This window comes from Streptomyces sp. NPDC020875 (assembly GCF_040641415.1).
Classification (GTDB): domain Bacteria; phylum Actinomycetota; class Actinomycetes; order Streptomycetales; family Streptomycetaceae; genus Streptomyces.
In genome coordinates, this window is sequence record NZ_JBFADP010000030.1 from 1 (window position 1) to 20,719 (window position 20,719).

Sequence of the window (20,719 nt, forward strand, 5' to 3'; positions counted from 1 at the left end):
CTCTGGGGGGGCGCCGCCGCGGGGCGCGGCCCCCCGGGGGGTGGGGGCGCCCCCCGGCCCCCCGGCCCCCGGCCCCCCGCCGGGCAACGCCCCCGCCCGGGCCCCCCCCCGGGGGGGCGGCCCGGCCCGCGCCGGAATCGCTCAGCCCTGCTGGAACAGCTCCGCGGGCAGCGGCTTGAGCAGGGCGTACAGATCGTCCGTGATGGGGCGGTCCCAGCTGGCGATGGTGACCAGGACATTGTCGCTGCGGTCGAACTGGACGCAGGAGATCCGGCTCTCGGTGAGCTTCAGCCGCCGGACGATCAGCAGATTGTCGCCCTGCATCACGGGGACGTCCTCGGAGCCGGTGACCTCGACGGGCTCGTCGTTCTCCAGCGCGAGCAGCAGCTGGGCCACCTCGAAGGGGACCTGGCCCTCCTCCAGCTCCCGGGCCGGGGAGCCCTCCGGCAGATTGCCGATGATCATGGCGGGGCCGCGGCCGCCGAACAGGTCGTACCGGAGGAAGACGCCCTGGCAGGTGCCGTCGGGGGCGGGCAGCAGTCCCGCGCCGAGATTTCCGGGCCAGTCCCCCGGGTCCATGGCCAGGACGTCGAAGTCCGGGCCCGCGGGTGTGGCGGGGCTGCGGCGGCGGAGGAAGGACATACCGCCATGGTACGTGGCCCGGCCCGGTGGCCGGACTCCGGGCGGGCCCCGTCAGGCGGTCGGCGGGCCGGCCGATCCGGATCGGTCCGGCGGCCTTCGCCGGGGCGGCGGCGAGGCTCCGCCGAACGGGTCGGCCCTCACCCTCGGGTCGAAGTGGAGGTCGAGGTGGAGGTCGAGGTCGAGAGTCCGGCGCGACGGCTGCGGAGGGGCGCGGGGTCGAGGGCCTGAGGGACCTTTCAGCCCCGGAGCGGCTCTCCGGCATGCCCCCTTGCACCAGAAGCGGGCAGCAGTGGGAGCGCCGGTACACCGCGGTCCGTGCGCCGGGTCCGTACGCCCCGCCGTGCGGCCCGAACGGACCGGTCGCCCGGTACCGCCGCGGACACCGGCCGGGGTGACATCACCCGCTTCTCGGACAAAGGGTGAAACGGTGGCCCGGCCCGGATCCGGCCGGGGCGGCCGGGGCGGGAACGCCGGACGGCCACCCGGGGTCGACAGCCGCGCGGGCCGGGATGACGGCAGGTCAGCCGGTACGCCTCACGGCCCCGCGGACCGTCGGGCGGCCCGGCCGGAACGATCGCGGGACTCGACGTTCGGCATATTCGCCGGGACTGTGTCACCGGCCGGTTCCGGCCCCGGCGCCTTGCCCCGGATCGCCGAATCTCCTTGGCTCGACATCCGTGACCCGCCTTTCTCCGCCAGCCGTGCCGTCGCCGCCGTGAACCCCCCGGCCCGGCGGCACTCCGCGCCGTGAGGAGTGGACGTTGACCACCGAAGCCCGGAACGCCGCAGCCGACCGGACCGCCGCACGCCCCGCCGCCGGGGCGGGATCGCCGGTCCGGTCCCACACCGAATGGGATCCGCTGGAGGAGGTGATCGTCGGGATCGTCGACGGAGCCTCCTTCCCGCCCTGGCACCGGGCGCTGCCCCCGGTCGTCCCGGCGGAGCAGCACGCGACCTTCGCCCGGGAGGCGGGCCGCCCCTTCCCGGCCGAGCGGATCGAGGCCGCCCGCCGCGAACTGGAGGAGTTCGCCCGGATCCTGCGGGCCGAGGGGGTCACGGTCCGCAGACCCGAACCGATCCCCCAGCGGCGTCCGTACGCCACCCTCGACTGGACCAGTACGGGGATGTACGCGGCGATGCCCCGGGACGCCCTGCTGGTCGTCGGCGAGGAGATCATCGAATGCCCGATGGCCTGGCGCTCCCGCTACTACGAGGCGCTGGCCTACCGGCCGCTGCTCAAGGAGTACTTCCGGGGCGGGGCGCGCTGGAGTGCCGGGCCGAAGCCGGAGCTGACCGACGAGCAGTACGACCCGGAGTGGACCGAGCCCGGCCCGGACGGACCGGTCAGGACGGTGGTCACGGAGTTCGAGCCCACCTTCGACGCCGCCGACTTCATCCGCTGCGGGCGGGACATCATCGCCCAGAGAAGCCATGTCACCAATGCGTTCGGTATCGAGTGGCTCCGTCGCCAGCTCGGCGACGACTACCGGATCCATGTCCTGGAATTCGCCGATCCGCATCCCATGCACATCGACGCCACTCTGATACCACTGGCCCCCGGGAAACTGCTGATCCATCCGGAACGAGTTCCGAAAGTGCCGGAGCTGTTCAAGGGGTGGGATGTGATGAGCGCGCCCCGGCCGATCATCCCGGATTCCCATCCGCTCTATCTGACCAGTAAATGGATCAATATGAACGTCCTCATGCTGGACGAGGAGCGGGTCGTCGTGGAGCGGCAGGACGAGCCCATGATCAAGGCTCTGCGAAATTTTGGATTCACTCCGATTCCCTGCGATTTCCGGAACTTCAACAGCTTCGGCGGATCGTTCCACTGCGCCACGCTCGATGTCCGGCGGCGAGGGTCGCTGCAAACCTATTTCTAGGGGGAGGGATGAAGATCTGGCGGAACACCCCGAAGGACGCGCTACTGCTGGGATTCAGTGCGGCACAGTTCGCCGTGACCCTGTGGCTGGCCGTCCGGTGGGACGATGCCTCCGTCCTCGGCCGGGTCGCGGGCACATCGGTCCTGGCCGTCCTGACGGCGTACAACATCGTGGTCGTCTCCCATCTGTTCACCCATGTGCCGTGGTTCGTGTCGGCCCGGCTGAACGCGGCCGTCTCGGTCCTCAACTCGGTCAATATCGGCCAGTCGGTCCGGGCGTACCAGTTCACCCATGTCCGCAACCACCACCGGTACAACAACGACGCCCCCGGCGCGGACGGCACCACGGGGGACACCACGTCGACCTACCGCCGGGGCCGGGACGGCGGCCACGCGCCGCTGCTGCCGTACGCGGTGGGGGGCGCCCTGGAGACCCTGGCCGACCGGGCCAAGGAGGTGGCGTACACGGCCCGGCTCTGGCGGGTCGGGCCGAAGGAGCGGGCCCTGCTGGCGCTGGCGTCCCGCCGGGAGCCGCGCCGGAGCCGGGAACTGCGGCAGATACGGGCCGACCGGGCCGCGCACGTGCTCTCCCTGGCGCTGTTCGCGGCGATCTCCTGGCAGTGGACCCTGTTCAGCTATCTGCCGGCCTTCTTCGCGGCGCTGACCATGGTGAACGTCCAGAACTACTACCGGCACTACGGCGCCGACCCCGGCCACCGGGCGGCCGACTCGGTCAGCCACTACGGGCGGCTGTACAACCTGCTGACCTTCAACGACGGCTACCACCAGGAGCACCATCTCAGCCCCGGCACGCACTGGTCGCGGATGCGGGAGGTCCACGACCGCAACCGGGCCCGGCTCGACGCCCGGCCGCGGATCGTCAGCCCGGTCCCGGCCATGCTGGGCTTCCTCGACCGCCGCAGACCGCAGTTGCACCGGGCGGCGGACGGCGGTCCGGGACCCGTACCGCGCCCCGGTACCGGATCCGGGCGGCCGTCATGACGCTCACGGGCGTGACGCTGCCGCCGGAGGGGTTCCGGCTGTACGAGACCTCCGGCGCCGGGGCGGGGGCCGTCGACGTCGCCGCCGTACTCGCCGTACTCCGGGGCGAACTGGCCGCGTACCGGGTGAGCGGCTATCTGACGCCGGTGGAGTGCGCCGCCGTCGTCGCGGCCTTCGACGCGTCGCCCCGGCTCACGCCCCGCTACGGCGACGGCGGGGACGGCGTGGAGGGCTATGTGCTGGGCGCCTCCCACATCGAGCGGACGACGGCGGACTATCTGGACGCCGTCGCGGAGTCGGCCGAGGCCGTCGACGCCCTCTACCAGGGGATCGCCGACCCGGTGGCCGCGCTCTGCGACGAACTGGTGGCCCGGGGCACCGTGCCCGGGACCCGGCCCGCGGTCCACGACGGGCGGGCCGCGGGCCGGTCCAAGGCGGTGTGCTGGAACCAGACCGGGGCGTACCAGCTGATGCCGCACGACGACGTGGCCCAGCTCGGCGATCCGCTGCAGCACGGCTTCGAGATCCAGCGGCTGACCCGGGTGATGGCGGTCAACGTCTATCCGCGGGTCCCCCGGGGCACCGGTGCGCTGCGGCTGTGGAACGTCGAGCCGGACGACGCGTGCCGGGCGGCGCTCGGCCTCACCCACAGCGGCTTCCCCTATCCGCCGGAGCTGCTGACCGGGCATCCGTCCCTGACGGTCGAGGTGGCCACCGGGGACCTCTGTGTGATCAACGGCAATCTGGTCCACGCGGTCCTCGGCGGGGAGCCGCCGGAACCTCGGGCCCGGCGGCTGCTGCTGACCTGCTTCACCTCGATCGGCGAGCGGGGCGAACTGATCCGCTGGACCTGAGCGGGTCCGCGTCAGGGCCGCGCCGGACCACTGGTCGGGTCGGGGGTTCCGGCCGCGTACGCCACCCGGAACCCCCGACCCGCTGAACCCCGGAATACCCGTCAGTCCCCCGGGGCCAGCCGTGACTCGGCCACCGCGAGCCCGGCGATGGCGCCGAGCAGGAGCACCGTGCCCGAAACGGTGGCGGCCGTCAGCCGCTCACCGAGCAGCAGTACCGCCAGGACCGCCGCGCTGACCGGTTCGATCAGCATCACCACCGACGCGGTCGCGGCCCGGACGACGGCCGCGCCCGCGAAGTACAGCGGATAGGCGAAGGCCGTCGTGACAGTGGCGACGTAGAGCATCAGCAGCACCACCCGGCCGGGTTCGGCGGTCGCCGGGAGCAGCCCCTCGGCCCAGGCCAGGGGCAGCGTCGCGGCGGCCCCGACCCCGAACGACCAGACGGTGAGCGTGTACGGGTCCTCTCCCGCGCCGTCCCGCCCGGTCCATCGGCCGAGGACATTGGACGCGGCATAGCCGGCCGCGGAGAGCAGGGCCAGCGCCACACCGTCGGGGCGGACGACACTCGGCTCGTTGCCGAGTACCAGGACGGCGAGCCCGGTCAGGGCGCCGCCGACCGCGACCGTACCGCCCCGGCCGATGCCCTCGCCCAGGAAGATCCGGCCGCCCGCGGCGGTGAACAGGGGCGCGGCCCCCAGGGTGACGATGGTGCCGACCGCGAGCCCGGTGGCCTGGACGGCGCCGAAGTAGGCGGTCTGGAAGACCGCGAGCCCGATACCCGTACCGGCGAACAGGGCGAGGCGTCGCCGCAGCGGCGGCCTGGGAGTCGAGGGCCTCGGGCGGAGCGCCGACAGCAGCGCGGCGGCGGCGACCAGCAGGGCCATCCCGCTGAGGAAGCGCCAGAACGACACGGCCATCGGGCCGAGGTCGCTCGAACGATAGACGATCTCGACGGCCGCCCCGGTGGTGCCCCAGGTGATACCGGCGAAGGCGAGGGCGGCGAGGCCCCGGCGTACCGAGTGGGGGGCCGTTCGTGGCACGGCGGTTGTCGCGGTGGTTTTCGACACGAGGGATCTCCCGACGGAGTGAAAGGTCGTGGACTCCTTCGCGGGCACAGCCCTGGGACGCGTCACCGCCTCGGTGACGCGCCGGTGTATCTCCCGGCGGCCCGCCTAGGCGGCGGGCGGCGCGAGCGCCGTGGTCTGCATGGGGGCAGCGTAGGGGATCGGTGCCGGTACGGCCCTCGGGTTCCCGCCGATCTTCCGGACTTTCCCGGTCCCCTTCGCGACGGGCCGCCTCGGCGGTCTTCCGGCGAGCCGCGGGCCGCCGGAATGATCGGCCCCGCCGGGGCGGAGGCGGGCCGGCCCGGTGCCCCGGTCCGGTTTCCGGCGGGTTTTTCCGCTCGGCCCCGGTGTGGGGCGGGCGTTGACCGGCCGGATACCGTCCGGGAAAAGGCGTAAAACAATATTCGAATAGGAGTTACCGGTAGGTCATATTCCGGACGTGGATTCGGCCAGCGGCCGGGCGCCACCGGGCGTATTAGTCACTTAGTCAGTGGTGCGCGTTTCAACCGTGCTGAACTGGTTAACAGTGGCGCACAGCGCGTCTGCCGCACGCGCTGGAGGTGTGGAGTCACAAGTGGAGGAACATCACATGACAAGCGTTCTGCTGGTCCACGCGGTTTCGCTGTGGCGGGCCTCTTTGGCCTGTCTGCTCGGTCAGGACGGGAGCCTGGTGATCCGGGCGACGGACAAGGGCGGTGTCAAGGAGGCGGTGGTGGAATGTCCACCGGACGTCGTGGTCACCGACCTGGAGTGTCCCCACTCCATGGAGGTGTTGACCTTCATGGAGGCACTGCGCGCCGATGAGGAGTTCCGCCCCGGTCTGGTGGTGCTGGCCCGGGCCGACCGGACGGGTGACCTGCGCCGCGCCGGGGACGCCGGGGCCACCGGGTACGTCGACAAGCTCGGTCCCGTGGGCAGTCTGGGAGCCGCGGTGAACAAGGTGGCGGCAGGTGGCAGACATATCGACGAATCGCTCGCTTTCGGCCTCCTGCGCGCGTCGGAGGTACCGCTGTCGCCCCGGGAGTTACGGGTACTGGAACTGGCCGCGGAGGGCGAGTCGGTGACCTCGATAGCCAGCGCCCTGCATCTGGCGAGCGGTACCGTCCGGAACTACCTGGCGGCGGCGATACGGAAGACGGGCGGGCGCAACAGACTGGACGCGATACGGCTCTCCAGAGACTTCGGCTGGCTCTGAGTCCGCCGCCCGGGCCCGAGGACAGCACTGCGGCCACCGCGACCGCCGGGACCGGCGGGACCGAACGGGCCGGTGGGGTCAGTGAGGCCGGCGGGCGAGATCCGACGGATGCGTGGACGGGGCGGACTCCGGGGGAGGCGTCGGCGGGTCCGGCCGGACACCGGTCAGTTCGCGGAAGAACGCGGAGCGCGCGGGTAGTTCGCCGGGAGTGCCGTACTCGGTCCGGGTCCCGTCCATGACCAGGATCCGGGCGGCCCGGCGGGCGGAGGTCACCCGGTGGGCGATGACGACGAGGGTGTCGGCGCGGTCCGCGAGGGCGCGTTCGGCCCGGGCCTCGGCGCCGGGGTCGAGATGGCTGGTCGCCTCGTCGAGGATCAGCAGCGGGGCGGTGGCGACATGGGCCCGGCCCAGGGCGACGAGCTGCCGCTCCCCCTGGGAGAGGAGCCGGGGGTCGAGGACGGTGTCGAGACCGCCGAGCCGGTCGGCGAGGGCGTCGAGCCCGACGGCGGCGACGGCGGCGGCGATCTCCCGGTCGTGGGCGCGGGGGCGGAGATAGCGCAGATTGTCGCGGAGCGTGCCGGTGAAGACGTACGGCCGCTGCGGCAGCAGGGTGCGGACGGCGGTGGGTTCGGCGCCCGGGACGGGGCGGCCCAGCCAGCGGACCTCGCCGCCGGTGGGGGTGGTGAGGCCCGCGAGGACGGCGGCGAGGGTGGATTTGCCGCTGCCGCTGGGGCCGACGACCGCGAGATGGTCCCCGGCGTCGAGCCGCAGATCGAGCCCGTCGAGTACGGGCCGGGCGTGGGGGCCGTACGCGAACGAGACGGACCGCAGCTCGGCCCGGGGCACGGCCGTGGACGCCGCCGGGGACACCGGGCGCGGCAGCGGCTCGGGGGCCGGTCCTCCCGTGGTCGCGCCGGTCCGAGGGCCGGTGCCGGGGAGGCCGCCGGGCCCGGCGGCGGTTGCTCCGGGCTCGGCCGCCGGATCCTCCGCAGGGTCGGGTGGCAGGGTCACCGGGCCGGTGAAGCGGTCGAGGACGACCAGCAGCCGTCCCCCGGCGGTGCCGAGTGCGGCCAGCAGGGCGTTGAGGGCGGGTCCCAGGGACATCGTCAGATAGCCGAAGGCGCCGACGAGTTCGCCGGTGGTGAGCCCGCGTGACAGCAGCCAGGGCGCGGCGGCCAGCAGCAGCAGCGGGGGGAGCCGTTCGCCGACGGCCAGGGCGAGGACCCGCACGGCGCTCCAGCGGGCCAGGGACCGGGCCGCCCCGGTCTGTGCCTCGGCGAGTTCCCGGCTCCGCTCCCCCACCGGTCCGGCGGCCCCGGCGGCGGCGATATCGCGGAGCGCCGCCGCGGTCCGTCCGGTGTGGGCGGCGAACTCCTCGTCGGCGTCGAGATAGGCCCGCTGCCGGGCGCCCATCGGGGCCAGGGTGGCGAGGAAGAGTCCGGTACCGGCGAGCAGCGGCGGCAGGACGACGATCAGCAGCAGCGGGGAGAGCGCGGCGAGTCCGGCAACCGCCCCGGCGGCGGTGAAGACGAAGCCCCGGACGGCGAGGACCAGTCCGGCCCAGCCGTCGCGGGCGATCTCGCTCTGGTGGGTGACGCGTGAGACGGCCGGTCCGGCGGCACCGGGCCGGTCGGGACCGTCGGTGAGGGCCCGGGCCGCGGCCCGGCGGACGAGTCCGTCCCGGAGCGGTTCCACCAGCCCGGCGAGGGCGGCGAAGACGCCCCGCTGGGCGAGGAGGGCGGGGACGGCGGCAACGGCCGAGAGCGCGAGCCAGAGCATGCCGGTGGTGGTCGATCCGGCGAGGAAGCCGTCGTCGAGCGCGCGGGCCACGGCGTAGCCGCCGGTGAAGGTCTGGGCGAACTCCAGCAGGGACCAGGCGGCGAGCCGCCGGAGCGCGCGGCGCCGGGTCCGCAGGAAGGGGACGCCCTCGGCCGTGACCCGGCGGACCGCGCCCGTGGCGGGGTGCCGTTCGGATCCGGGTGCCGCCGCCGTCACCGCCGTACTCCCGGTGCCGTCCCGGCGGTTTCGTCCACCGGCCCGGGGGGTTCGTCCGCCGCTTCGGGGGGTTCGAAGACGGCCCGGTAGGCCGGGTCGTGCCAGAGGTCCCGGTGCGGTCCGACCGCGCGGATCCGGCCGTCCTCCAGCCAGACGACCCGGTCGGCGGCGGCGGCCGTCGCGGCGCGGTGGGCGACGACGAGCCGGGTGGCGGCGCCCGCGCGGCGGTCCAGGGCGCGCCGTACCCGGGCTTCGGTGACGGTGTCGAGGCTGGAGGTGGCGTCGTCGAGGACGAGCAGCCGGGCGGGCCGGACGAGGGCGCGGGCCAGACCGAGGCGCTGGTATTCGCCGCCGGAGAGGGGGGCGTCGGCGAGTGCCGTGCGGCGTCCCCGGGGCAGCAGGGCGACGAAGCCGTCGGCGGAGGCGTCCTTCAGGGCGGCGTCGACGGCGGCGGGGTCCGGGCGGTCGGGGCCGAGGGCGACGGTGTCCTCGACGGTCGTACCGAGCAGGGCGGGGCGGGCGAAGGCGCAGGCGACGTCGTGGCGGAGCCGTACCGGGTCGACTCCGTCGAGGGGTACGCCGTCGAGGGCGACGGTCCCGGTGTCGGGGTCGGTGAGCCGGGCGGCGACGGCGGCGAGCAGGGACTTGCCCGCGCCGGAGCGGCCGACGACGGCCGCGGAGGTGCCGCCGGGCACGGTGAGCGTGACACCGGTCAGCAGGGCGCGGCCGTCGCGGTGGACGCCGACGTCGCGGAGTTCCAGCCGTCCGGTTCCTCCGGCGGGGAGGGTGAGGCCGCGATGCGGTACGGGTTCGAGGGCGAACAGTGGTTCGAGGCGGAGGGCGGCGGAGCGGCCCCTGGCGAGGGCGCCGAGGGTGGCGGTGAGGGCGCCGAGGCCCATGGCGAGGACGGCGTAGCGGGACACGGCGAGGAGTTCGCCGACGGTGAGCGCGCCCACCGCGAGCCGGGTTCCGGCGACGGCCAGGACGACGACGGTGAGCAGCGGCATCAGTACGGCCGCCTGTCCGGTGGCGGTGCCCTGGATCCGCCAGGTGCGATGGCCGTGTGCGGTGAGCCGGGTGAGGGGTTCGGTGATCCGCCGGTGCTCCCGGGCGGCCGTTCCGGCGGCGCGTACGGTGGCGATCCCGTCGACGGCCTCGGTGAGCCGGGTCGCGACGGTGGCCTGTTCCCGCTGGTAGTCGGCGGCGGCGTCGGCGGTACGGCGGACCAGGACCCGGAGCAGCAGGGCGGCGGCGGGCAGCCCGGCGACGAGGGCGAGCCCGGTCCACGGGTCGACGGCGAGCAGGGCGGCGACCGCCCCGACGGGCAGTACGGCCGCGGCGACGGCGGCGGCGGCCGATACGGGGACGGAGGCCGCGTCGGCGGCGTTGGCGGTGGCCCGGGTGGTGAGGTCGCCGGGCGGCAGTTCACCGGCGCGGTCGGGGGCGGCGCGGAGCAGCCGGTCGACGACGGCGGTCCGCAGCCGGGCCGCGCGGACGGCGGTTCCGGTGCCGCCGAGCAGGACGACGAGGGCGTCGAGTCCCGCCTCGGCGGCGGTGAGTCCGGCGCAGAGCGCCAGCCCGGTCCAGGGGACGCCGTGGCCGGAGACGGCCCGGTCCAGGGTGTGGCCGAGGGCGGCGGGCAGGGCGAGGGCGGCCAGGGCGGCGCCGACCGAGCAGACGACGAGGACGACGGGTACGGCCCGGCCCGGGACGGCCGGCGGCCCGGGACGGTGACGGCGGGTCACGGGAGCCGCCGGGCGTGGGCGCGGCGGGCGGGGACGTCCGTCCGGAGGGCGGCGCGCGGGACGGGCGTCCGCGGGGCGCCGGGTTTCCCTCGTACGGGATGTGCTCGGGAGACCGCGGCGCGGAGAGGGGCGCCCACCCGGCCCGAAGGACTGCCCGAAGGACCGCCGGAAGGGGTGCGGGCGGTCGGGCCGCCGGGGCGTGCCGGGGTCCGGCGGGCGCGGCGGGCGGGGTCCGGCCGGCGGATCCGGCGGGGTGTCATACGCGGGCGGTCCTTCCGGGTGCGGGGCGGAGGTGCGGCGGTCCCGGGCGCACCACGGACGGGACCGGTCCCGGGCACGTGGCCCGGGACCGGTCCTTACGCCGGGTAGGCGTCAGCAGGCCAGCAGGCTCAGGTAGCTGTGGTGGCCGCAGGACGTGAGGCTCAGGTTGCTCCCGGTCTCGACGTCGCCGAACGCCTCTTCCTCGACGGTGTCGAGGGCCTGGAGGTCGAGAAGCGCCATGACGTTCTCCTTCTTTCGTGGGGACGATTGGTTACTCGGTGGTGCGCGACCCCTGGGTGGGGCCGGTCTGTGGGCCGCGTCGGTGCGGCGTGAGGAAGGGCAGGGTCGCCGGGGGTTCCCCGAAGACCGCGCCGAGGGCGAGCAGCACTCCGGCGGTGCCGGTGGCCAGGTCCATCGACCGGCGCATCAGCTGCTCCCCGGGGAAGGCGAGTTCGCCCTGGTAGGGGGTGGCTTCGAGGCCGAGGAGGCCAAGGTGGCGGGCGATCGCGCGGTCCCGTTCGGCCGGGTCGCCGGCCGGGGTGCGGGCGAGTTGGAGGACGAGTCCGGCCACGCCCCGGTAGAGACCGGGCTGGACGTAGAAGGCGGAGCCGGTGCCGGGGGCGATCGCCCGGCGGGCGGCCTCGAACCGTTCGTCGTGGCGGTGGGCCAGATACTCGTCGAGTACGAGGGCGATACCGGCGCTGCCCGCGCCCAGATAGGGCATCAGCCGTTTGCCCTCGACGACCAGCAGGGCGTCCCCGGCGCCGGGCTTGCAGCGGTCGAGGTCGCGGCCGAGCGCGGCGGCGGCCAGATCCAGCAGGGCCGGGTCGCCGGTGGTCTCGTAGCGGCGGACGAAGAGGAGGGCGAGTCCGGTCGCGCCGTGGAGCAGTCCGGTCCGGGGCGACGGCCTGCCCTCGGTCAGGGACCTGGCGGCGTATCCGGCGCAGCGGTCGGCCGCGGCCCGCAGGACGGCGGCGTCCCGGCCCGAGGCGTCCCGGGCGAGGTCGTCGAGGGCGAGGGCGATACCCGCCTGGCCGCTGTGGAGGTCGGCGGAGAACCGGTCGAGGGGCTGGTCGGCGACGAGCCGGGCGAGTTCGGCGGCCCGGTCGTGGTGGCCGAGGCGGTGCAGGGTCCAGGCGATGCCCGCGAGTCCGTCGTGGAATCCGGGCGGGGTGCCGGGGGCCACGGACTTGGTCCGGGCGAGCAGCCACTCCTCGGCCTCGGGGCAGGGCGGGGCGCCGGTCTCGTGGAGCGCGTAGAGCACTCCGGCGGCGCCGGTGCCGAAGTTCTGCCCCCCGCCGGGGGTGCTGAACTGAGTGATGTCGCCGGGGAAGCAGCGGTCGTCGCGTTCGGGGCTGAGGGAGGCGGCGATCGCCCGTGCCATGGAGTCCCGGCTGCGCGGCCAGTCGGCCGGCTCGGGGACCTCGGGCCCGGGGCCGTGTTCGGCGGGGGTGCCGCGCACGATCTCCCGGACGGCGGACGCGAGCGGGGCCTCATCGATGCCGAAGAGCCGGGACGCGTCCCGGGCGAGCCGGGGGGCGCGCCCCCGGTCGATGAAGAACAGCGTCGTCAGCGGCAGCAGCAGGGCGAGCCGGAGGCAGGCGAGGGCGTACCGGTCGATGCCGGTGCCGGTGCGGTCGGCGGGGGCGACGAAGGCCGGGTTGGCGACGGTCTGGCGCCGGTTCTCGTCGGCTGCCGGGAAGGCGGCCTCGAAGTCGAGCAGGACCACCCGGGTCTCGTCCTCGGAGACCATGATGTTGTTCATGTGCAGATCGCTGAAGACCAGGCCGCGGTCGTGGATCCGGCGGACGGCGGCCTCGACGCGGTCGTGGATCCGGGCGACCCAGGCGGCGTGCTCGGCGGCGGCCTCGGCGGACGGCTCGGGCACATTGAGCGGGAAGCGCCGGGCGAGCAGGGTGTTGAGGGTGTGCCCCTGGATGTGTTCCAGGGCGAGGAAGTGGTGGCCGCCGATGTCGAACGCCTCGTGGACGGCGGGGACGCAGTCGAGTCCGGCGAGCTGTTCGAGCGCCGCGCGCTCGCGCTCCAGCCGGGCTACGGCGTCGGCCCCGTCGGCGGCGAGCCCGGCGTGGGGCCTGGCCTCCTTGAGGACGACGGTCGAGCCGTCACGGGTGTCACGGGCCCGGTAGACGCCGCCGCCGTTGGAGAAGTGCAGGGCGGCTTGGATCTCGTACGGCATCCCGGTGGTGCCGAGGGCGGCCCTGGCCTCCAGGTGCGGGCGGAGGAAGCCGGGCGGGGTGACCCAGGCGGGGGTCCGCAGGGACGGGCCGCGGGGGTCGGGGACGAGGACGCCCTCGGGGTTCTCGATCGCGGGGACCGGGCGGCCGTCGGCGCCGAGGCAGTAGCGGGCGGCGAAGGCGCCGTACCGGACGTAGACGGGTCCCTCGCCGAGCCGCAGATCGCTGAGGACGTACGGTCCGTGCTCGCCTTCCAGCAGGGTCGTCAGATCCTCGCAGATCCGCTGGAAGGAGCCGTCGTCGAGCGGGTAGACGGTGATGAACTTGCCGCTGCCCCCGCGGTCGGCGTACTTGGCGTTGCGGACGTGCAGCAGCCGGGGGGCGGGGACGAACTTGTGCGGGATCCGGTGCGTCAGACAGTAGTCGTGGACCCGGCGCAGGACGGACGGGGCGTTTTCGGCGGCGGCCGAGACATGGATCTTCCAGCCCTGGGCGGGCAGTTCGGTGCCGACGGGGTGGAAGCCGAGCCAGTCGCCGCCGGGGTGGGTCTCCCAGCCGTCGGGGACCGCGTCACGGGCCGGGGCGAAGAGCGAGGCGTCGGGGCCGGCGGTGCCGTGGGCGCGGTGCGGTGCGTCGTAGAAGTCACCGTCGGCCTGGCAGTACGCGCCGTACTCCGGGTTCACTCGTCTCCCTCTCCCTCGGGTGCCGTCGGGGTCGCTCCCCCGCTGCCGGGGGCCGCCGGGCCCGGTCCGGTGGTTCGTCCGGGGTCCTCGCGGCGTGGTCGACACTTCCATCCGGGCCCGGTGGACGGACAGTCACTGATGTCATGTCTCGTTCATGCAGTGGTCACATGGGGGACATGTGAGTAGCACATGGGACCGCGCACGGACGGGGCGCGCGGGAGGGGCGTACGGAACGGGCGCGCCCATGGCGGACCCGTATCGCGTACGACGGGATACGCCCCGGTCAGGGGCGGGGGCCGCCCGGGCGGAGAGGAGCCCGGCGCTTTCGGGGGCCCGGTACGGTCACGGGCTGAACGAGAGGAAGACGAACGCGGCGAAGAGCACCAGATGCACCCCGCCCTGGAGCAGGGTCGCCCGTCCCGGCACCACGGTCAGCGCGCTCACCACGGCCGTGAGGGCGAGCAGCACCATATTGGTGGGACCCTCGCCGAGGATCAGCGGGCCCGGCAGCCAGATGGTGGCCAGGGCGATCACCGGGATGGTCAGTCCGATACTGGCCATCGCGGAGCCGTAGGCGAGGTTGAGACTGGTCTGCGTCCGGCCGTTGCGGGCGGCGCGGACCGCCGCCAGGGTCTCCGGGAGCAGCACCATCATGGCGATGACCACACCGACGGAGGCGCTGGGCAGACCGGCGTTCGCGACGCCCCGCTCGATCGAGGGCGAGATGAGTTTCGCGTTGCCGACCACCCCGACCAGGGCGAGCAGCAGCAGGCCCAGACTCCACCAGGTCTCGGCCGGGGTGGGCGGTTCGGCGTGCTCGTCCGGCCCGCAGGGGGAGCCGTCGGGGCGTACGGGCAGGAAGTAGTCCCGGTGGCGGACCGTCTGGACGCCGATGAAGAGGCCGTACAGCAGCAGGGAGGCGACCGCGGCGAAAGCGAGCTGGGTACCGGTGAACTGGGCGCCCGGCTTGCTGGTGGTGAAGGTGGGCAGGACCAGGGTGAGCGTGGCCAGGGCGGTGCCGGTGGCCACCGCGCCGCCCGATCCCTCCGCGTTGAAGACGGCGATCCGGTTGCGCAGGGTGGCGACCAGCAGGGAGATGCCCACGATCCCGTTACAGGTGATCATGACGGCGGCGAAGACGGTGTCCCGGGCGTACGTGGCCGCCTTGTCGCCGCCGCCGATCATCAGCATGACGATCAGACCGACCTCGATCACCGTGACGGCGACGGCCAGCACGATGGAACCGAAGGGCTCACCGACCCGGACGGCGACGACCTCCGCGTGGTGGACCGCGGCGAGTACCGCCGCGAAAAGACAGACCGCCAAGAGCGCCACCGCGAAACCCGGCAGCTCCCGGCCCCAGCCGGCGGCGAGGGAGATCACCGCGACCACCGGCGCCCAGGTGGTCCACTGAGACAGGAGCGCTGGCTGCCCGGTGCCGGTCTTCATGACCGCCACGGTGCCATCGGCGGGGGCGGGGCGCGCGGGGAGTTGCGCCGATGGTGGAGCGGGGCGGGCGCCGCGACCGACCGGGCTCGCGCCCGGCGGCCGGGGCTGTCGGCGGTCTGCGGGCCGCCGGTGTCTTCGGTGCTGGGCCCAGCGCCTTGGCCCTCCGGCTGAGGCCCACAAACCCGGGCCCCGCCCGGCGGCCCTCTGTTGTACGCGGTCCGCGGCCCGCCGGTGGCTTGTCGCGCAGTTCCGCCCCCTATGCCTTCGGCAATGGGGGGACCCCCAGCGCCTTGGCCCTCCGGGTGAGGTCCACAACGCCGGGTCTCGCCCGGCAGCCTGATGTAGTTCGCCGTCCGCACCACCATCGTGGCTTGTCGCGCAGTTCCCCGCGCCCCTGAACACCCCCACCTGCCCCTTCCTTGCGGAAGCAAGGCGCGCTCCGGGGAAAGCACACTGCGCGAGCAGCCCCCACCGGGCCGCGGGCCGTCGCGTCGAAGGCAGTCGTGCGCATCGGGTCGGGGGGACGCCGGGGGCTGTTTTCGCGGGGTGGCGGGTGACATCTCGTCAACGGCCGTGCCCGGAGAAACTGTTGACAGCGGCGGCGCGCCGGAAGAACGTTTCATCTCGGAACGGCTCGACGAAAGATATTTTCAGCGGTACGCGACGAATCGAGGCGCGGGTGACCAAGGACGCGACGGCGGAGGGCAGCGGCATCGGCCGGAGGAGTGTGGGCCTGGGGGTACTGGCCCTGGGCGGCGCGCTGGCGCTGGGCCCGGTGCCTTTCGCCCGTGCGGCACCCGGGCCCGGCGGGAGCCGCCCGGCCGTCCGGGGCGGTGCCCGGCCCACCCTGCGGCACGGCCGCCCGGACCGGGCCGGACTGCTGGCCGACCAGCTCGATCTGCTGGTCGGCGACGCCGAGTCCTTTCTCCGCCCCTCCCCCACCCGCCCCTGGTACGCGGGGGCCGTCCTGCTCGCGGGGCGCGGCGGTACGGTCGCGCTGCACCGGCCGATCGGGCTGGCCCGCCGGTACGCCGGATACGACGAGCGGACCGATACGGGTATCGAACTCCCGCCGGAGGAGCGGATCCCGATGACCCGGGAGACCGTCTTCGACCTGGCGTCGGTGTCCAAGCTCTTCACCTCGATCCTCGCCGTGCAGCTGGTGGAGCGGGGCGCGCTGGAGCTGGACGCCGAGGTGGCCTCGTACCTCCCCGAGTTCGGCTCGGCGGGCAAGGAGGACATCACCGTACGGCAGCTGCTCACCCACACCTCCGGCTTCCGGCCGTGGATCCCGCTGTACCGGGAGCCGACCCGGGAGGGCAAGCTGCGGATGCTCTGGGCCGAGCGGCCCGCGTCGGCGCCGGGGAGCGCGTACGTATACTCCGACCTCAATCTGATCACCCTCCAGCTGATTCTGGAGCGGCTCACCGGACGTCCGCTGGACGTACTGCTCCACGACGAGATCACCGGGCCGCTCGGGATGGAGCGCACCCGGTTCAACCCGCCGCCGTCGTGGCGGCCGCGGATCGCCGCCACCGAGGACGCCAGACCGCCGTGGTCCGGGCTGGACCGGGGCATGGTGTGGGGCGAGGTCCACGACGAGAACGCGTACTCCTTCGGCGGGGTCGCGGGCCACGCGGGGGTCTTCTCCGACGCCTGGGACCTCGCGGTCCTCGCCCGGACGCTGCTCAACGGCGGCTCCTACGGGACGGCGCGCATCCTGCGCCCCGAGTCGGTGGAGCTGATGTTCACCGACTTCAACACCGCGTTCCCCGGGGACGAGCACGGTCTGGGCTTCGAGCTGAACCAGCACTGGTTCATGGGCGCGATGGCCACACCCGCGACGGCCGGGCACACCGGTTTCACCGGGACGAGCCTGGTCCTGGACCCGACGACGGACTCGTTCCTGGTCGTCCTCGGCAACTCGGTGCATCCCGTGCGCACCTGGCGGTCCGGCAGCGCGCCCCGGGTCGCCGCCGCCGACCGGATGGCCCGCGCGGTACCGGTCCGCCCGGCCCGCGGCCGGACCGCCTGGTTCGCCGGTACGGCCTCCGGCACCACGGCCACCCTGACCCTGCCGGAACTGCCCGCTTTCTCCGGGGTCTCCGGCCCGGCGGGACGGCAGCGGCTGCGCTGTTCGATGTGGTGGGACACCGAACCGGCCGCCGACGCGCTCTTCCTGGAGGCCACCACCGACGGCGGTACGACCTGGTCGCCGGTGCCGTTCCGTACCTCCAGGGCCGGAGCACCGGACCTGGAGCATCCGACCGGGGCGGTCACCGGCTACTCGGGCCGGGTCTGGCACCGGCTGACGGCCGATCTGTCGCCGTGGCGCTCCACCGGGCTGCGGCTGCGCTGGCGGTACACGACCGACCGGCGGTATGTCGGACGCGGGGTGTACGTGGACGGGATCCGGGTCGAGGACGGGCACCGTACGGTCTTCGACGAGACGAGGCCGCGCGACGCGGCACGGATCGAACCGGTGGGCTGGACGGCGTCGGAGGACTGACGGCGGCCGACGGGGCGGACGCCGGGGAGCGGCCGGGCGGAACGGTGCTCGGGAACGGCCGGACGACGCGCGCGCCCGGAGCCGGTCGGACGGTCCCCGTGGCGCGGCGGCCCCGCCCCGCCCTCAGCGGCCGAGGGCCGCCATCGCCGCGTTGTGTCCGGGGATCCCGCTGACGCCACCGCCCCGGACCGCGCCCGCGCCGCAGAGCAGGACGTTGGCGTGCCGGGTCTCGACGCCCCACCGCCCGGTGTCCTCGGCGGCGTACGGGAACGACAGCTCCCGGTGGAAGATGTGCCCGCCCGGCATACCCAGCTCCCGTTCCACGTCGAGGGGTGTCTTCGCCTCCAGGCAGGGGGCGCCGTCGGCGTCGACGGCGAGACAGTCCGCGATCGGCTCGGCCAGGTGGGAGTCCAGTTCGGCGAGGGTACGGGTGAGGAGTTCGGCCCGGGCCCGGTCGTGGTCGGCGGTGAACAGCCGGGCCGGGGTGTGCAGTCCGAACAGGGTGAGGGTGTGCAGTCCGCGGGCGGCCGGGCCGGGGCCGAGGATCGACGGATCGGTCAGCGTGTGGCAGTAGATCTCCGACGGCGGGGCGGTCGGCGGCAGTCCGGCCGCCGCCTCCCGGTAGGCGGCGGCGAGCTGTCCGTACCCCTCGGAGACATGGAACGTCCCGGCGAAGGCGTGCCGGGGGTCGACCGTCGGGTCCTTGAGCCGGGGCAGCGCCCGCAGCACCATGTTCACCTTGAACTGGGCGCCCTCGGGGGCGGGTCCTGGCGGCTCGTCGCCGAACAGCCGGGCCAGTTCCCGGGGCGCGGCGTTCACCAGGACGTGGCGGGCCGCGACGGTGCCGTCGCCGTCGGCCGTGCGGTAGCCGACCTCGGCGGTGGTGCCGTCGGAGGCGATGCCGGTGACCTCGTGCCGGACCGCGATCTCGGCGCCCGCGGTACGGGCCGCGGCGGCAAGGGCGTCGGTGAGTGCGCCCATCCCGCCGACGGGGACGTCCCAGTCGCCGGTGCCGCCGCCGATCACGTGGTAGAGGAAGCAGCGGTTCTGGGCCAGGCCGGGGTCGTGGGCGTCGGCGAACGTGCCGATCAGGGCGTCCGTCAGGACCACGCCCCGGACCAGGTCGTGCCGGAACCGCCGCTCGACGGCGGCCCCGAGCGGCTCCTCGAACAGCTCCCGCCAGGCGGTGTCGTCGTCGATCCGGGCGCGCAGCTCCGCGCGGGTGGGGAGCGGTTCGGTCAGGGTGGGGAAGACCCGGCGGGCGACCCGCCCGGTCAGGTCCTGGAAGGCGCGCCACGCCCGGTACTCGTGGTCGCCGCCGGTGAGCGCGGCGAAGGACTCCCGGGTCCGTCCGGCCCCCACCAGCAGTCCGCCGGCGCCGTGGGGGGTGTAGGAGGAGACGGTCCGTTTCCGTACGGTGAAGGAGAGTCCGAGGTCCCGGACGATGGTGTCGGGGAGCAGGGAGACCAGATACGAGTACCGGGAGAGCCGGACGTCGACGCCGGTGAACGGCCGGGTGGAGACGGCGGCGCCACCGGTGGCGGCGGACCGTTCGAGGACCAGGACGGAGCGGCCCGCGCGGGCCAGATAGGCGGCGGCGACCAGGCCGTTGTGGCCACCGCCGACGATCACGGCGTCATAGCCGGACCGGGAGGGCCGTCCGGGCTGTTCGGGCCGGTCGGGCGGCGGCACGGGCGGTACGGATGGCACGTCCATGAGGCGGACCCTAACCCGCCCGGGCCGCGCGCGGGACCCTCGGCGGACCGGGTTCGGTGCCGGTGCCGGTGTCGCGGAGGGCGTCGAGGAGGAGGAGCAGGGCCGGGTGGCCGCCGGGCGCGCTGCGGACGGCGGCGCGCAACGGCCGTACGGGTTCGGGGCCGCGGATCCGGCGGACGGCGATCCCGGGTTGGCGGGCCCCGAGGCCGAGCGCCGGGGCGATCGCGACCCCGAGCCCGGCGGCGACCAGGCTCTGTACGGTGGCGTGGTCCTCGCCGCCGACGACGATGTCGGGGGCGGCCCCGGCCACGGTGTACGGGTAGGGGCGGCGGGCCGGGTCGGGGCCGGGGGCGGCGGAGACGATCCACGGCTCCAGGGCGAGTTCGGCGAGGTCCACGACCCGGCGGGCGGCGAGCGGATGTCCGGCGGGCAGCAGGGCCCGGTAGGGGTCGTCCAGCAGGTGTTCGAGCCTAACCCCTTCGCATACGCCGCGTACGCCGCCCGCGGGGCCCGGCAGTCCGGGGGCGTCGGCGACGACGGCCAGGTCGACCAGTCCGCGCGCCACGTCGGCGAGGGCGTCGTCGCCGGACGCGATGCCGGGGGCGATGTCGATCCGTACCTCGGGGTGCGCGGCCCGCAGCCGGGCCAGCGCCGGGGCGACCAGGGGGGCGCCGCAGCCCGCCGCGTACCGGACCACCAGCCGTCCGGTGCGTCCGGCCCGGAGGTCGGCGAGGGCGGTCTCGGCCTCGGCGATCTGCCGTCCGATGAGGACGGCGTGTTCGGCCAGCAGCCGTCCGGCGGCGGTGGGCCGGATACCGCGTCCGGCCCGCTCCAGCAGTACGGTCCCGGTCTGCCGTTCCAACGCGGCCACCTGCTGGCTCACGGCGGACGGCGTGTATCCCAGCCGGGCGGCGGCCGCGGTGACGGACCCTCCGGCGACCACAGCGCACAGCACCCGCATACGCCTCACGTCGAGCACGTCCCGAGCTTAGGCCCCCGGGCGCCCGCCCCGCACGATCCCCGGCCGGTGCCGGGGGGTGGCCGCGGCGGGTTCAGGGGTGGCCCGGGGCGCGGGGCGCGGACGGCCGCCGACGGTCGGCCCACGCGAAGCGCGCGAGCCCCGGCACGCGCGGGCGCGGAGGCGCGGGGTGTCGCCGGGGTGCCCCGTCGAGCCCCTCGGGTGCGGAGAGCGGCACCGTCTGTCGGGTACGCGGGCGCCCACGGTGTCCGGTGCGTGCGGTCACGACGGCGGTGGGGGTCCCCAGCGGAGCCAGAGGCGGGTTCCCTCGTACGGGACGTACTCGGGAATCCCGACAACGCCGGGGACCCCCGCCCGTGCCGCCGGGCACAGGGGGCCATGGGCGAAGGACGACAACGCGACGTGGGGGTACCGCCCAGACCACTGGGCCCGGGGGCGCGCGTGCCGGGGCACACGAGCCCGGCAGGGTCCGCAAGAGACGGCCTGGGCCGTGTCATCGAAATGGCGCCGTCCGTGCGAAGGACGGGGCCCGCGGCGTCCGGTGCGTG

Annotated in this window: 14 protein-coding genes; 5 read left to right on the top strand and 9 right to left on the bottom strand. The window is 74.7% G+C overall.

The annotated features are described in order from the left end of the window. Positions 1-141 precede the first annotated feature (141 nt). On the bottom strand, positions 142-642 hold the full coding sequence (locus AB0G74_RS18755; protein WP_358826582.1) for a hypothetical protein: 501 nt from the start codon (positions 640-642) through the stop codon (positions 142-144). A 761-nt stretch (positions 643-1,403) separates the two neighbouring features. Here AB0G74_RS18755 and AB0G74_RS18760 point away from each other — a divergent pair. The 3 genes from AB0G74_RS18760 to AB0G74_RS18770 are packed head-to-tail and all read left to right on the top strand — an operon-like array spanning position 1,404 to position 4,380. Further along, entirely contained in the window at positions 1,404-2,525 is a 1,122-nt protein-coding gene (locus tag AB0G74_RS18760; protein WP_361147486.1) for an amidinotransferase, read from the top strand. An 8-nt stretch (positions 2,526-2,533) separates the two neighbouring features. Beyond that, a complete protein-coding gene (locus AB0G74_RS18765) occupies positions 2,534-3,526 on the top strand; it encodes a fatty acid desaturase (RefSeq protein ID WP_361147489.1) in 993 nt (330 codons plus the stop codon). Further along, positions 3,523-4,380 carry a hypothetical protein gene (locus AB0G74_RS18770; RefSeq protein ID WP_361147492.1) on the top strand — a complete coding sequence of 286 codons (858 nt, stop codon included), beginning with the start codon at positions 3,523-3,525 and terminating at the stop codon, positions 4,378-4,380. Before AB0G74_RS18765 ends, AB0G74_RS18770 begins: the two co-directional genes overlap by 4 nt. A 101-nt stretch (positions 4,381-4,481) precedes the next feature. Here AB0G74_RS18770 and AB0G74_RS18775 read toward each other — a convergent pair whose 3' ends face one another. Further along, a complete protein-coding gene (locus AB0G74_RS18775; protein WP_361147640.1) occupies positions 4,482-5,420 on the bottom strand; it encodes a DMT family transporter in 939 nt (312 codons plus the stop codon). 613 nt (positions 5,421-6,033) lie between these two features. Between AB0G74_RS18775 and AB0G74_RS18780 the strand changes: the two genes are divergently transcribed. Then, positions 6,034-6,639 (top strand): response regulator transcription factor, encoded by a 606-nt coding sequence (locus AB0G74_RS18780; protein WP_361147495.1) that lies wholly within the window; start codon positions 6,034-6,036, stop codon positions 6,637-6,639. Between the two features lie 78 nt (positions 6,640-6,717). Here AB0G74_RS18780 and AB0G74_RS18785 read toward each other — a convergent pair whose 3' ends face one another. From AB0G74_RS18785 to AB0G74_RS18805, 5 genes are all read right to left on the bottom strand, one after another. Next, positions 6,718-8,634, bottom strand: a complete 1,917-nt coding sequence (locus AB0G74_RS18785) for an ABC transporter ATP-binding protein (protein ID WP_361147498.1) — start codon at positions 8,632-8,634, stop codon at positions 6,718-6,720. Then, positions 8,631-10,379 (bottom strand): ABC transporter ATP-binding protein, encoded by a 1,749-nt coding sequence (locus AB0G74_RS18790; protein WP_361147501.1) that lies wholly within the window; start codon positions 10,377-10,379, stop codon positions 8,631-8,633. Before AB0G74_RS18790 ends, AB0G74_RS18785 begins: the two co-directional genes overlap by 4 nt. Before the next feature lie 372 nt (positions 10,380-10,751). Further along, positions 10,752-10,880 (bottom strand): SapB/AmfS family lanthipeptide, encoded by a 129-nt coding sequence (locus AB0G74_RS18795; protein WP_358826587.1) that lies wholly within the window; start codon positions 10,878-10,880, stop codon positions 10,752-10,754. A 31-nt stretch (positions 10,881-10,911) separates the two neighbouring features. Then, positions 10,912-13,518: a class III lanthionine synthetase LanKC gene (lanKC, locus tag AB0G74_RS18800; protein WP_361147505.1), complete on the bottom strand. Its 2,607-nt coding sequence runs from the start codon at positions 13,516-13,518 to the stop codon at positions 10,912-10,914. 342 nt (positions 13,519-13,860) lie between these two features. After that, complete coding sequence (locus tag AB0G74_RS18805; protein ID WP_361147508.1) at positions 13,861-14,967, bottom strand: ionic transporter y4hA; 1,107 nt, start codon at positions 14,965-14,967, stop codon at positions 13,861-13,863. 679 nt (positions 14,968-15,646) lie between these two features. On the opposite strand from AB0G74_RS18805, the gene AB0G74_RS18810 reads away from it, so the two are divergent. Then, positions 15,647-17,476: a serine hydrolase gene (locus tag AB0G74_RS18810; RefSeq protein ID WP_361147510.1), complete on the top strand. Its 1,830-nt coding sequence runs from the start codon at positions 15,647-15,649 to the stop codon at positions 17,474-17,476. Between the two features lie 123 nt (positions 17,477-17,599). Here AB0G74_RS18810 and AB0G74_RS18815 read toward each other — a convergent pair whose 3' ends face one another. Continuing rightward, complete coding sequence (locus tag AB0G74_RS18815; protein WP_361147513.1) at positions 17,600-19,192, bottom strand: NAD(P)/FAD-dependent oxidoreductase; 1,593 nt, start codon at positions 19,190-19,192, stop codon at positions 17,600-17,602. Between the two features lie 10 nt (positions 19,193-19,202). After that, a complete protein-coding gene (locus AB0G74_RS18820) occupies positions 19,203-20,153 on the bottom strand; it encodes a LysR family transcriptional regulator (protein ID WP_361147642.1) in 951 nt (316 codons plus the stop codon). Positions 20,154-20,719: the final 566 nt, after the last annotated feature.